14 protein-coding genes are annotated in these 12,878 nt (G+C 63.1%); 5 read left to right on the forward strand and 9 right to left on the reverse strand.

What is annotated here, in order from left to right; genetic code table 11:
- Positions 1-179 precede the first annotated feature (179 nt).
- The 8 genes from NKI18_RS28720 to NKI18_RS28755 form a co-directional block, all read right to left on the reverse strand.
- Positions 180-713 (reverse strand): NADPH-dependent FMN reductase, encoded by a 534-nt coding sequence (locus NKI18_RS28720; RefSeq protein WP_352456367.1) that lies wholly within the window; start codon positions 711-713, stop codon positions 180-182.
- Positions 714-753: 40 nt separating this feature from the next.
- The gene (locus NKI18_RS28725) at positions 754-1,374 is read right to left on the reverse strand and encodes a pyridoxamine 5'-phosphate oxidase family protein (RefSeq protein ID WP_352620339.1); all 621 of its coding nucleotides are present in this window, start codon (positions 1,372-1,374) and stop codon (positions 754-756) included.
- A 90-nt stretch (positions 1,375-1,464) separates the two neighbouring features.
- Complete coding sequence (locus NKI18_RS28730) at positions 1,465-2,130, reverse strand: septation protein A (RefSeq protein ID WP_352620341.1); 666 nt, start codon at positions 2,128-2,130, stop codon at positions 1,465-1,467.
- A 60-nt stretch (positions 2,131-2,190) separates the two neighbouring features.
- Positions 2,191-3,780 carry a signal recognition particle-docking protein FtsY gene (ftsY, locus tag NKI18_RS28735; RefSeq protein ID WP_352620343.1) on the reverse strand — a complete coding sequence of 530 codons (1,590 nt, stop codon included), beginning with the start codon at positions 3,778-3,780 and terminating at the stop codon, positions 2,191-2,193.
- A gap of 11 nt (positions 3,781-3,791) precedes the next feature.
- Complete coding sequence (mtaB, locus tag NKI18_RS28740) at positions 3,792-5,093, reverse strand: tRNA (N(6)-L-threonylcarbamoyladenosine(37)-C(2))-methylthiotransferase MtaB (protein WP_352620345.1); 1,302 nt, start codon at positions 5,091-5,093, stop codon at positions 3,792-3,794.
- Complete coding sequence (gene dapF / locus NKI18_RS28745; protein WP_352620347.1) at positions 5,093-5,977, reverse strand: diaminopimelate epimerase; 885 nt, start codon at positions 5,975-5,977, stop codon at positions 5,093-5,095. Before dapF ends, mtaB begins: the two co-directional genes overlap by 1 nt.
- 74 nt (positions 5,978-6,051) lie before the next feature.
- Positions 6,052-6,213: a DUF1328 family protein gene (locus NKI18_RS28750; RefSeq protein ID WP_031195454.1), complete on the reverse strand. Its 162-nt coding sequence runs from the start codon at positions 6,211-6,213 to the stop codon at positions 6,052-6,054.
- Between the two features lie 70 nt (positions 6,214-6,283).
- Positions 6,284-7,294, reverse strand: a complete 1,011-nt coding sequence (locus NKI18_RS28755) for an MBL fold metallo-hydrolase (RefSeq protein ID WP_352620349.1) — start codon at positions 7,292-7,294, stop codon at positions 6,284-6,286.
- 303 nt (positions 7,295-7,597) lie between these two features.
- Between NKI18_RS28755 and NKI18_RS28760 the strand changes: the two genes are divergently transcribed.
- Together NKI18_RS28760 and zapE are read left to right on the forward strand one after the other, a co-directional pair.
- Entirely contained in the window at positions 7,598-8,137 is a 540-nt protein-coding gene (locus tag NKI18_RS28760; protein WP_023679800.1) for a protease inhibitor Inh/omp19 family protein, read from the forward strand.
- A gap of 143 nt (positions 8,138-8,280) precedes the next feature.
- Complete coding sequence (gene zapE / locus NKI18_RS28765) at positions 8,281-9,483, forward strand: cell division protein ZapE (RefSeq protein ID WP_353021410.1); 1,203 nt, start codon at positions 8,281-8,283, stop codon at positions 9,481-9,483.
- A gap of 34 nt (positions 9,484-9,517) precedes the next feature.
- Here the strand turns inward: zapE and NKI18_RS28770 are convergent, their stop codons facing one another.
- Entirely contained in the window at positions 9,518-9,925 is a 408-nt protein-coding gene (locus NKI18_RS28770) for a GNAT family N-acetyltransferase (RefSeq protein ID WP_352620353.1), read from the reverse strand.
- A gap of 232 nt (positions 9,926-10,157) precedes the next feature.
- Between NKI18_RS28770 and mdh the strand changes: the two genes are divergently transcribed.
- The 3 genes from mdh to NKI18_RS28785 are packed head-to-tail and all read left to right on the forward strand — an operon-like array spanning position 10,158 to position 12,855.
- Positions 10,158-11,126, forward strand: a complete 969-nt coding sequence (gene mdh, locus NKI18_RS28775; protein WP_292660644.1) for a malate dehydrogenase — start codon at positions 10,158-10,160, stop codon at positions 11,124-11,126.
- A gap of 41 nt (positions 11,127-11,167) precedes the next feature.
- Positions 11,168-12,364, forward strand: coding sequence for an ADP-forming succinate--CoA ligase subunit beta (sucC, locus tag NKI18_RS28780; RefSeq protein WP_352620355.1), 1,197 nt, complete (start codon positions 11,168-11,170; stop codon positions 12,362-12,364).
- Positions 12,364-12,855, forward strand: a complete 492-nt coding sequence (locus NKI18_RS28785; RefSeq protein WP_352593781.1) for a hypothetical protein — start codon at positions 12,364-12,366, stop codon at positions 12,853-12,855. Before sucC ends, NKI18_RS28785 begins: the two co-directional genes overlap by 1 nt.
- Positions 12,856-12,878 lie beyond the last annotated feature (23 nt).

Consider the following 12,878-nt stretch of genomic DNA (forward strand, 5'->3'; position numbering starts at 1 on the left):
TCGCGTCATCCGATGCTGGCCTCCACTCCAGCCAGCATCTTGAATCACAAAACCGACTGATCCGGAATCCCCTTCGATTCCGTCAAATCAGGAACCGCTCTAGCGTCGTCATCCCAGGGCGGAGCAGGAGCGAAGCTCCGTCGCGGAGACCCTGGGATGACGAAAGCACGGTCCGGCGTTCACCGCGAGCGGATGAAGCCCGCGAAGGCCGAAACGGCGCGGCGCATCGTCAGCCGGTTTTCCGGCTGCGATAAGATATCCTCCACCTCCGGCGGCCTCTTGCCGAGCAGCGCGATTTCGAGCGCTGCTTCCTCATGGAGCGCGAAAGACATTGTCCGCATGACCTCGGCCAGTGCGGCGCGGGCAAACAGCGAGCGCGGCGAGGCGTGGACCACCGTGGCCGGCTTGCCGACGGCGGCATCGCGCGACACCAGCCAGTCAAGCGCGTTCTTCAGGCCGCCTGGCACACCGTGGGCATATTCCGGGCAGGAAACGATGACGCCGTCGGCGGCGGTGACCGCATCGATCAGCGCCGCTGCTTGCGGCGGCGTTCGCTCGCCTTCCTCGTCGGGGTTGAAAATCGGCAGCCGGCCAAGCCCATCGTAGACGGAGACGTGACAGTCCGGCGGCGCGTTTTGCGCGAGTGCCGCGAGCAGGGCCGAATTGGTCGAGGCGGCGCGCAGGCTGCCGGAGATGGCGAGGATGTTGAGCAAAGGAATGGAGACCGGCTTGGGCGATTCGTTGCCGATCACGCTACCACATGGTCTCCCTGTATTCCTCGTCCAGCCAGCGGTCGGTCGCCTCGGCCGAATCGGCGAGCGCCAACTGGTCGCGCAGGATCTGGCCGAGCGTCGGCAGCGTCGCGCGGTCGTACCAGCTCTCCGGCTTCCACAATTCGGAGCGCATGAAGGCCTTGGCGCAATGCATGTAGGCGGCCTTGACCGTCACCACGACGACGCTTTGCGGTGCCTTGCCCTCGACCGCCAGCCGCTCACGCAATGCCGCATCGACGGTGATGCGGGCATCGCCATTGACACGCAGCGTTTCGTTCATGCCGGGAATGAGGAAGAGCAGCCCGATCGAGGGATTGAGAAGGATGTTCTCCAGCGTGTCGAGCCGGTTATTGCCGGGACGGTCGGGGATGGCGATGGTCTTCTCGTCGAGCACTGTTACGAAGCCCGGCCTGTCGCCCTTGGGCGTCACATCGGCATTGCCGGCGCCGTCGGACGAGCCGATCAGCACGAAAGGGCTCTTGCCGATGAAGGAACGGCAGTGGCCGTCCAATGCCTTCAGTTCCTTGCGGATCGAGCCGTCAGTCGGCCGAGGCGTCTTGTAGATCGTCCTCAACTCGTCGCGTGTGGTGATGAATTCCATGCCCCTCTCCTCTTATTCTGACGCAATTCCCTAGGGAAAGCGCTACGCGCTTTTCCCGGGAAAACCGCTACACACTTTCCTGGAATTGCTCTATTTGCCGGCCTTCTCTTCCTTGCCGGTCTTGTCCTCGAGCGAATGGCGCAGGATCAACGGCATTTGGCTTAACGTGAAGACAAGGGTAATGGGAATCGTGCCCCAGACCTTGAAATAAAGCCAGGCTTCCTCAGAAAAGTTGCGCCACACGACCTCGTTCAGCGCAGCCAGAAAAAGGAAGAAGAGCCCCCATCGGAAAGTGAGCTTGCGCCAGCCTTCGGCGTCGAGATTGAAGGCGGAATCAAAGACATAGCCCAACAGCGATCTGCCAAACGCCAACCCGCCAAGCAACGTGATGCCGAACAGGCTGTTGATGATTGTCGGCTTCATGAAAGCGAAGGTCTTGTCCTGCAGCCACAGCGCCAGCGCGCCAAACACAAACACCACGATGGCCGAGACCAACGGCATGATCGGCCAGCTGCGCGTCAAAATCCACGAAACGCTGAGCGATAGCGCCGTCGCCATCATAAAGAACGCCGTGGCAATCAGGATAGGCTCGCCGATATGGCCGAGGATCGGAAACTTCCCGACAAGCCACGCACCGCGGATGGTGGTGAAAAAGAACACCAGGCCAGGCCCGAGTTCGAGCAGGAATTTCAGGCCGGGGTTCAATGCCTTGCGACGCGGATCGGACAGGTCGCGTTCGAGGATGGGTGGGCTCATAGGGTCCTTCTTACGCATGATTCAATCCAAAAAGCCTGCAACTTTTTGGAATCATGCTCGTCAAGCCACGCCAGCGATCGCCCTGGCGAATTCGCTTGCGGAAAAGGGTTCGAGGTCGTCGACCTGTTCGCCGACGCCGATGAAATAGACCGGCAATTTATGCTTTGCCGCGATCGCCACCAGAATACCGCCGCGCGCCGTGCCGTCCAGCTTGGTCATCACCAGGCCGTTGACGCCGGCGACATTGCGGAAGATCTCGACCTGGTTGAGCGCATTCTGGCCGGTGGTGGCATCGACCGTCTGCAGCACGGTGTGCGGCGCTTCCGGATCGAGCTTGCCCAGCACCCGGACGATCTTTTCCAGTTCCGCCATCAGTTCGGTCTTGTTCTGCAGCCGCCCGGCGGTGTCGATGATCAGCACGTCGGAGCCGGCCTCCTTCGCGCGCTCGAATGCATCGTAGGCGAGGCCAGCGGCATCGGCGCCGAGCTTCGAGGCAATGACCGGCGAGTTGGTACGCTCGCCCCAGATCTTCAGCTGCTCGATCGCGGCTGCGCGAAAGGTGTCGCCGGCGGCGAGCATCACCGAGAGACCGCCATCGGTGAGCTTCGCCGTCAGCTTGCCGATGGTCGTGGTCTTCCCCGTGCCGTTGACGCCGACCACCAGGATGACATGCGGCTTGTGGCTGAGGTCGAGCTCCAACGGCATGGCGACGTGGGTCAGCACCTTCTCAACCTCGGCCGCCATGATGGCCCGGACTTCGGTGTCGGAGACGTCCTTGCCGTAGCGGCTGGCGGAGAGCGCGTCGGTAACGCGCAAAGCCGTCTCCATGCCGAGATCGGCGCGGATCAGCACATCCTCCAGGTCCTGCAGCGTGTCCTCGTCAAGTTTCCGCTTGGTGAAGACGCCGGCGATGTTGCCCGACAACTCCTTGGAAGAGCGGGCAAGCCCGTCTCGCATGCGCTGGAACCAGGAGCGCCTCGGCGCCGGTTCGGGCGCCTTCTGCGGCTCGGCTTTCTGCTCGACCTTCTTGGTTACGGTGACTTTGCCGGGGGCGGGCTTTGGCTCCGGCGATGGTTGCGGAACGGCTTCCGGCTCGGGCTTTACCTCCCCCTCGATGGGAGGGTGGGGCGCCGGCACGACCTCCGGTTCGGGCGCGATCTCGGTCAAGATCGGTTTCGTCTCGGTCGGCGCTGGCTGGCGGATCGGGGGCGGTATTTCGGCGGGAGGGACTTCGCGCGCTGGCGCTGCAGAGGGAGCCTCGGTGGGCACTACCGGCACTTCGACGGGTGCAGGTTCTGGCTGGGAGGGGACGATTTCTGGCTGCTGCGGCTCGGCCCGGATCTCCTCCGGTTCCTCAGCAGGCGTTTCCAGCTCGGGTGGAATGGTCGGCGGCGGCTCAGGCTTCTGCGATTCCGGCGCCGGTTGGGGTGCCGGAGGCAACTCTGGTTCGACTGGCGGTGGAGGTACGGCTTCGACTTCGGGTCGCGACTCGTCGCGTTTCAAAAACTCCGGGACGGCCTGCTCGGCGGCCGGTTTCAGCGCCTCCAGTTCGTCCCATTTGATCGGCGGCAGCGGTGCGGTCTCGTCGGGCCGCTCCTCGACGACTTCCTTCTTGCCGAACGAAAATATCTTCTTGAAAAAACCAGCCATGTCTTGCGTTCTCAGGCGGCGCGGGCGGCAAGCGGCGCGGCGATCAGTCGGATACCGTCATGGCCGGCGATATCAGCCTCGACGATGTCGCCCGGAGCGCCGGCAGAGACCGCGGCCAGCGTAAACCCTTCGGTGCGGCCAAGGCCGTCACGCTCGACCAGGATCGACTGATGCGTTCCAGCGAGCGAGGCAAGATGGCGGCGATAGGCGGCCTCGCCGGCGGCGCGCAGGCGTGCCGCGCGTTGCTTGACGACGTCGCGGCGGAGCTGCGGCATGCGCGCGGCGGGCGTGCCCTGGCGCGGCGAAAACGGGAAGACGTGGAGATGCGTCAGGCCGCATTCCTCGACGATCTCCAGCGAGTTTTCGAACATGGCGTCCGTCTCGGTCGGGAAGCCGGCGATGATGTCGGCGCCGAAAACAATGCCGGGGCGCAGTTTGCGCACATCCTCGCAAAAGCGGATCGACTGGTCGCGGCTGTGCCGGCGCTTCATCCGCTTCAGGATCATGTCGTCACCCGATTGCAGCGACAGATGCAGATGCGGCATCAGCCTCGGCTCGGTGGCGATGGCGTCCAGCAGATCGTCGTCGGCTTCGATCGAGTCGATGGAGGAAAGCCGCAGGCGTTTCACGTCTGGCACCTGCTTCAGGATGGTTTTGACCAATTTGCCGAGCTTCGGTGCGCCCGGCAGATCGGCGCCAAAACTGGTCATATCGACACCGGTCAGCACGATCTCGGCATAACCATTACCGACGAGTCGCTTGATCTGCTCGACCACGGCGCCCATCGGCACCGAGCGCGAATTGCCGCGACCGTAGGGAATGATGCAGAAGGTGCAGCGGTGGTCGCAGCCGTTCTGCACCTGGACAAAAGCGCGCGCCCGGCCCTCGATGGCGTCGACCATGTGGGCGGCCGTCTCGCGCACCGAAAAGATATCGTTGACGCGCGCCTTCTCAGTGTCGTTGACGCCGAAATCCGGCAGCGCGCGATAGGAATGCGCCTTCAGCTTTTCCTCATTGCCGAGGACGAGATCGACCTCGTCCATGGCGACGAAATCCTGCGGGCCGGCCTGCGCGGCGCAGCCGGTAACGATGATGCGGGCAGCCGGGTTCTCACGGCGGGCTTTTCTGATCGACTGCTTGGCCTGGCGTACAGCCTCGCCGGTGACGGCGCAGGTGTTGAAGATGATGGCACCGCCTTCGAGCCCGCCGAGGCCCGCACTTTCGGCTTCACGCCGCATCACCTCGGATTCATAGGTGTTCAGCCGGCAGCCGAAGGTGACGACCTCGATACCCTTGTTGCCAAGAGGAGCCATCAGGCGGCGCTTTCGGTGTCGCGCGCCCACGCCCCGGTCGACGGATCGAAGCTGCCGGAAAATTCCCATTCGGCGGCACCGGTCAGGATGACGTGGTCGTCGTCGCGCCACAAAACATGCAGCGAGCCGCCGCCGGGCGTCATCAGCGTGACGCCGCGGCCGGTACGCCGGGTGCGGGACGCGGCGACCACAGCGGCGCAAGCAGCCGTGCCGCAGGCCTTGGTCAGGCCGGCGCCGCGCTCCCAGGTGCGGATGACCATGGTCTCCGGCGAGGTCACCTGCGCGATGGTGATGTTGGCGCGCTCGGGGAAGATCGGGTGGTTTTCGAGCAACGGGCCGAAGCGCTCGAGCTCGTACGACCAGACGTCGCGGTCGACCCAGAAGATGGCGTGCGGATTGCCCATCGAGACGACCGACGGCGAATGCAGCACCGGGGCATCGATCGGACCGATCTGCAGCTCGATCATGCGGGTGTCGCGGAATTCCTCGGCCAGCGGGATGTCCTGCCAGCCAAAGCGCGGCCTGCCCATGTCGACCGAGATCATTCCGTCGGCATGTTCCTCGGCATTGAGGATGCCGGCGACTGTTTCAAAGGCAAATGTCTTCTGGCCGGTCTCGGCGGCGAGCGCCTGGACGACGCAACGCATGCCGTTGCCGCAGGCTTGCGCCCTGGTGCCGTCGGAATTCAAGATGTCGATGAAAAAGGCGGTGCCCGGCGTCCTGGGGTCGTGGATCGCCATGATCTGGTCGAACCTGGTCGCCGCATCGGCATTAAGCGCGACGGCTGCCGCAGGCGTCACGCGATCGGCACGGCCACGCATATCGGCAACGATGATTTCGTTGCCGATGCCGTTCATCTTGGCGAAAGGGGCCGCGCTTGCCATCGATCGAAAGGTCTCTTGCCGGTTTGGCGCCTATATGGCGGATAGCGGCAGAAATTACCAGCGCGGCGTGATTTTCAAGTCACCGCGAAGACGCCAAGCACGATCAGCAGGAAGATGATCAGCACGATGCCGATGAGGATGCGCGCGCCGGTGGCGGCGGCTCCGGCCAGTGCCGGCATGCCGAGCAGGCTCGCCGCGGCCGCGATAATCAAAAGAATGATGATCCACCTGATCATGAGAGACACCTCGCAGCCGACAGGTTTGAACACCTACAAACGTCTATGTGATGCCTCAGGTTCCGCCGCGCTAGACCGCCGGCACGTCCCAGACTTCGCCCGGCAGCAAGGCGCGAAAACGTTGCCGCGGCAGGCCGGCAGCATCGAGCGCTTCGCCGAGCTTTCTGGGCGGCTCGTCGATCGGCTCGTTGGTGAGCCGGAACGTGCCCCAGTGACAGCCGGCGGCATAGGCGGCGTTGCACAAAAGCATGCCTTGCACCGCCTCCTCCGGATCCTGGTGATGTGGCGCCATGAACCAGCGCGGCTCGTAGGCGCCGATCGGCAGGATGGCGAGGCGGAACCCGCCGTGCTTTTGCGCCATCAGCCGGTAATTGATGCCACCGTGGAAGCCGGTATCGCCGGCGAAATAGATCTTCGCGTCGGGTGTCTCGACGACGAAACCCGCCCACAGCGCCATGCGCCGGTCGCGAGTACCGCGGGCCGACCAGTGGTGCACCGGCTCGACATGGACGGCGACGCCATCGCCGATATCGACCCGGTCGCCCCAGTCATGCGCGGAAAGCCGCATACGGGGCACGGAAGCGCCGATGATCGTGTCGTTGCCGAGCGGCGTCAGCAGCAGCGGGTCGTGTCTTGACTTCAGGCGCTTCAGCGTGGCGAGGTCGAGATGGTCGTAGTGGTTGTGGCTGACCAGCACGAGGTCGATCGGCGGCAAATGGGAAAAGGCGATCCCCGGCGGATTGACGCGTTTCGGCCCCGCGAAGGAGAGCGGCGAGACACGCCGCGACCAGACCGGGTCGGTCAGGATGTTCAGGCCGGCTGTCTGGACGAGCAGCGAGGAATGACCGACCATGGTGAGGCGGAGCGCTGCACCATCGATGCGCTCGACCGGTCTTGCCGGTGGAAACGGGCTCGGATCCGCCGCCGGCCATTTCGAGCGCTCGCGGCTCAATTGCCATTTCAACAGATCGGCAAAGCGACCCGGCGGCCGTCCGTTGGGATTGAAGAACAAGGTGCCGTCGAAATGATCGCTGGGCGGCCCGCTGTAATAGCGGTTGGCGGCTCTCTTTCTCGCGGCCAAGAAATCGGCTCCCTGCAGTTTGCTGATCCCAAGAGATAATGCCGGAGCCGGCCCGCACAAGCATTTGAGGTGAACGCCAAGGATTTGGCGCCAGCGCGCCGTATCGCATCAACCGGAGGTGCCGGCCAAACGGCCAAGGCGTAGCGCAATTCAGGCAATGTGCATTTTGCGACAAATTTGCAACATTAGCGGCGCAAACCGTATTTTAACCATATCGGGTTGAAATTTCGCCACCTTCTCCATCTTGGTGAGGGGGACATTGCGCGGACGGCATCCCCAGCCCGATCCGACGGAGGTTGAAGAATGAAATTTTCGAAAACCGGCCTGCTGGCCGTATCGTTGGCCGTGCTCGTTGCGAGCGGCTGTTCAACCTCACGGTTCTCATCGATGGACGAGCAGCAGCCGGCGCCGCTGGAAGCTGCGCCCGCCGGCAAGGTGACTGCAAACCAGCTGCCGCCACCGGCGACACCCGGCCCGGCCGACCCGTCGAAATTTCCGACCGCGCCGCAGAACACGCAGGTCGCCTCGCTGCCGCCCGACGGGACGGCGCCGGCCGGTGCGGCCGATCTGACCGCCTCCAGCGTCGCCGGCGTGTGGAAGGCAAGCGTGTCCGGCCAGAGCTGTCAGGTGGCGACGCCGCAGACCAAATTCGGTTCGGGCTACCGCGCCGGACCGCTGCATTGCCCGGCGCCGCTCGACGGCATCAAATCCTGGAACGTCGCCGGCAAACAGCTGACGCTCTTTGACGAGAATGGCGGCACGCTGGCACGGCTCTATTCCTCGGGCGGCGAGAAATTCGACGGCCAGACTTCCAACGGCCTGCCGATCTCGCTTACAAGGTAAGAGAACGGCCCCCATTGTTACGCAATTCCGGACAGAAAACCGCTACACACTTTTCCTGGAATTGCCTCTTTTGTTTTTTACGCAATTCCGGGCAGAAAACCGCTACACACTTTTCTTGGAATTGCTCCGGAACGACGTGACCAATGCATCTGCGTGACGGCCTCCAGACCCATGCGACCGTCAAGCAGCGCTATGACCATCTGGTCGAGACGGGCGCCATCGGGCGCGATCCGGCGCAGGAGCGGATCGCCGCTGCGCTCGACCGGCTGATCGAAGAGATATCGGCAAAGCGGCTGGCGCAGAAATCAAGCGCGCTGGGGTGGTTGTTCGCCCGCAAGCGCGAGGTGCACGAGGCGGTCAAGGGCCTTTATATCCATGGCGGCGTCGGCCGCGGCAAGACCATGCTGATGGACATGTTTTTCGAGCTGCTGCCGGTGCGGCGCAAGCGCCGGGTGCATTTCAACGACTTCATGGCCGACGTGCAGGACCGCATCCAGAAGCACCGGCAGGCTCGCAAGAACGGCACGGCCAAGGAGGACGACCCGATCCCGCCGGTGGCGCGCGCGCTGGCCGAGGAAGCCTGGGTGCTATGCTTCGACGAGTTCTCCGTCACCGACATCGCCGATGCGATGATCCTGTCAAGGTTGTTTTCGGCGTTGTTTGCCAATGGCGTGGTGCTGGTTGCCACTTCCAATGTCGCGCCGCAGGATCTCTACCGCGACGGCCTGAACCGTCAGTTGTTTTTGCCGTTTGTCGCTATCCTGGAGCGCCACGCGCAGGTGCTGGCGCTTGACGCCGACAAGGATTACCGCCTCGACAAGCTCAGCCGCATGCCAGTCTACGTCACCCCGGCCGATGCCGCCGCCGACCACGCGCTCGACGACGCGTGGGCGGTGATGACGCATGGCAGGCCGACGGCCGAGACGATGCTGACGGTGAAGGGCCGGCACGTCGTAGTGCCGCGTGCTGCCGGCGAGGCGGCGCGTTTTTCCTTCGCCGATCTCTGCGAGAGGCCGCTCAGCGCCCGCGACTATCTTGCCATTGCCAGCCGTTTCTCGACCATCTTCATCGACCATGTGCCGGTGCTCGGCGAAGGCAAGCGCAACGAAGCCAAGCGCTTCATCCTGCTGGTCGATACGCTCTACGATCATCATGTACGACTGGTGATGAGCGCCGCGGCACCGCCGGCGCAGCTCTATACGGCCAAGCGCGGCAACGAAGTCTTCGAGTTCGAGCGCACCGCATCGCGGCTGATCGAGATGCAGAGCCACGACTGGCTGGAGGACTGGGCGGAGAGGCAGAGGGCGCAGGGATCATCGACGGAGGCACGGCAGGCACAGGCGTGAGGGATAGTACAGAAGGGGGCGCCGCCGCCGGCGCCTATAATCGATAAACATACATGACGAACCCCTCCGCCGGCCCATGCGGCTCTTTTCGCGACTCGTAAAGTGCGCGAGCAGCAACATTGTCCGGCTCGGTGCCGACCCACGCCTCCTCACAGCCATGCTCGCGACCGAGTGCGAACATGGCGCCGAGCATCCTCGTCGCAATGCCCTGGCGTTGAAAGGCCGGCGCCACGCCGACCTCGTCTATGTAGAGGCGGTGGATGACGGCTGCGCATTGGCCAACGACGATGCCGTCGGCGAGGGCCACGACCATGAAATGACAGGGCTCCGCGATATAGGCGGAGAGCCGATCCGGCCTGACCGGCTCGTCGAAGACTTCATCGGCAACCCGCATCACAAGGGCGTCATCGCCAGGAAACAGCCTTCTGATTTCCAGTGCCATTGTGTAGAATTCCTCTAGTCGGCTTCAGAATTTTGACGTTTACGTAATTCCCATTGTTTCTAACCGATTGAAATTACTCACTCCGAAATAATCGTTTGAATTTTTGTGCGGCCGGGGCTATTGCGTGCGGCGAATTTCGCGGTTCCGCAGCATTCCGGCCTCTTCCTCCGACGCCGTCATCAAATCGTCAAGGATTTGGGCGCCGTCATAGTCAAAGGGAAAATATCCTGACATGGCACGCAACAAGATAGCGCTCATCGGCTCGGGCATGATCGGCGGCACCCTCGCCCACATGGTCGGCCTCAAGGATCTCGGCGACGTCGTGCTGTTCGATATCGCCGAAGGCATCCCGCAAGGCAAGGGGCTGGACATCGCGCAGTCGTCGCCGGTCGATGGGTTCGACTCCAGGCTGACCGGCGTCAACGACTATGCCGGTATCGAGGGCGCCGACGTCTGCATCGTCACCGCCGGCGTGCCGCGCAAGCCCGGCATGAGCCGCGACGATCTTCTAGGCATCAATCTGAAGGTGATGGAGCAGGTCGGCGCCGGCCTCAAGAAATACGCGCCGAAAGCCTTCGTCATCTGCATCACCAATCCGCTCGACGCCATGGTCTGGGCGCTGCAGAAGTTTTCCGGCCTGCCCAAGAGCCATGTCGTCGGCATGGCCGGCGTGCTCGACAGTTCGCGCTTCCGCTATTTCCTTGCCGAGGAATTCAAGGTCTCGGTCGAGGATGTCACGGCCTTCGTGCTCGGCGGCCACGGCGATTCCATGGTGCCGATGATCCGCTATTCGACGGTTGCCGGCATCCCGCTGCCCGACCTCATCAAGATGGGCTGGACCTCGAAAGAGCGGCTCGACCAGATCGTGCAGCGCACCCGCGACGGCGGCGCCGAGATCGTCGGCCTGCTCAAGACCGGCTCTGCCTTTTATGCGCCGGCCGCCTCGGCCATCGCCATGGCCGAAGCCTATCTCAAGGACAAGAAGCGGGTGCTGCCCTGTGCGGCGTATCTTTCGGGCCAATATGGCGTCAAGAACACCTATGTCGGCGTTCCCGTGGTGATCGGCGCCGGCGGCGTCGAGCGTATCATCGAGATCGAGCTCGCGAAGAGTGAGCAGAAGATGTTCGACAGTTCGGTCGCAGCGGTGCAGGGCCTGTGCGATGCCTGCGTCAAGATCGCTCCGCATCTCGCGGCCAAATAAGCCGGCAACCAAGCCCGCCAAGCAAGCTGGAGACATAGCGCATGAACATCCATGAATATCAGGGCAAGGCGCTGCTGAAGGGCTTTGGCGCACCGGTGGCCGAGGGCGTGCCGGTGTTCAAGGCGAGCGAGGCGGAGGCCGCCGCCAAGGCGCTGCCCGGCCCGCTCTATGTGGTCAAGAGCCAGATCCATGCCGGCGGCCGCGGCAAGGGCAAATTCAGGGAGCTCGGCGCCGATGCCAAGGGCGGTGTCAGGCTGGCAAAGTCGGTAGCCGAGGTCGTCGCCAATGCCAAGGAGATGCTCGGCCACACGCTGGTCACCAAGCAGACCGGCCCGGCCGGCAAGCAGGTCAACCGGCTCTATATCGAGGACGGCGCCGACATCGAGCGCGAGCTCTATCTGTCGGTCCTGGTCGACCGCTCGGTCGGGCGCGTCGCCTTCGTCGTCTCGACCGAGGGCGGCATGGACATCGAGGCGGTCGCCCACGACACGCCGGAAAAGATCATTACCGTCGCCATCGACCCGGAAAAGGGCGTTACGGCCGACGATGTGAAGAAGCTCAACGCCGCACTGAGGCTCGACGGCGACGCCGCCAAGGATGGTGGCACGCTGTTTCCGATCCTCTACAAGGCGTTTGTCGAGAAGGACATGAGCCTGCTCGAGGTCAACCCGTTGATCGTCATGAAGAACGGCCGGCTGCGCGTGCTCGACGCCAAAGTGTCGTTCGACAACAATGCGCTGTTTCGCCACCCGGACGTGCTCGAATTGCGCGACACCACCGAAGAGGACGAAAAGGAGATCGAGGCGTCGAAATACGACCTCGCCTATGTCGCGCTCGACGGCAATATCGGCTGCATGGTCAACGGCGCCGGCCTCGCCATGGCAACGATGGACATCATCAAGCTTTACGGCGCCGAGCCGGCCAACTTCCTCGATGTCGGCGGCGGCGCGTCGAAAGAGAAGGTGACGGCGGCGTTCAAGATCATCACCAAGGATCCGGCGGTCAAAGGCATTCTGATCAACATCTTCGGCGGCATCATGAAATGCGACATCATCGCCGAGGGCGTCATCGCAGCGGTCAAGGAGGTCGGCCTGCAAGTGCCGCTAGTGGTGCGGCTGGAAGGCACCAATGCCGAGCTCGGCAAGAAGATCATCAACGACAGCGGACTGAACGTGGTGTCGGCAGACGATCTCGACGATGCAGCCAAGAAGATCGTCGCGGCGGTGAAGGGCGACTGATGCATCGGTTGCTGGCCATAGCGCTCTGCGGCATGGCTTTTTGGGCCAGCGCTGCTGCGGCCGCGGATAGTTCGAAGTCGCCCGCCTGGATCGGCAAGAGGGTCAATCTCTTCATGAACTTATGTCCGGCAACGGCGCCCAGCTTCGGCCGGTTCAACGCGGTTGCCCGGCAAAGCGGGTTCAAGGCCGGATCCGACGGGCTGCAAGTCTACAAGGCTACGGAAATCGTTGCCTCAATCAAGAGTTCGAACGGTCGCTGCGACTGCCTGGTCTCCTTCGGCACCAACGATCCGAAGCTGGCCGCCAACATGATCCTGAAAAGGCTTCTGACCAAATATGGCAGCAGTTTCCAAGCCGATGATGACCCCAAGTCCCTTGGTGAATTGAGAACATCTAACGGCAATTTATCGGTGCAGATCGTGACGATCCGGCGCGCCGGGGGCCGATGGATCGGTGCTGTCGTTCACGGAAACCAAAAATGCCCAGCTTGAAAACAGAACTTCAGGGTCAAGGT

This window comes from Mesorhizobium sp. M0800 (genome assembly GCF_040320095.1).
Classification (GTDB): domain Bacteria; phylum Pseudomonadota; class Alphaproteobacteria; order Rhizobiales; family Rhizobiaceae; genus Mesorhizobium.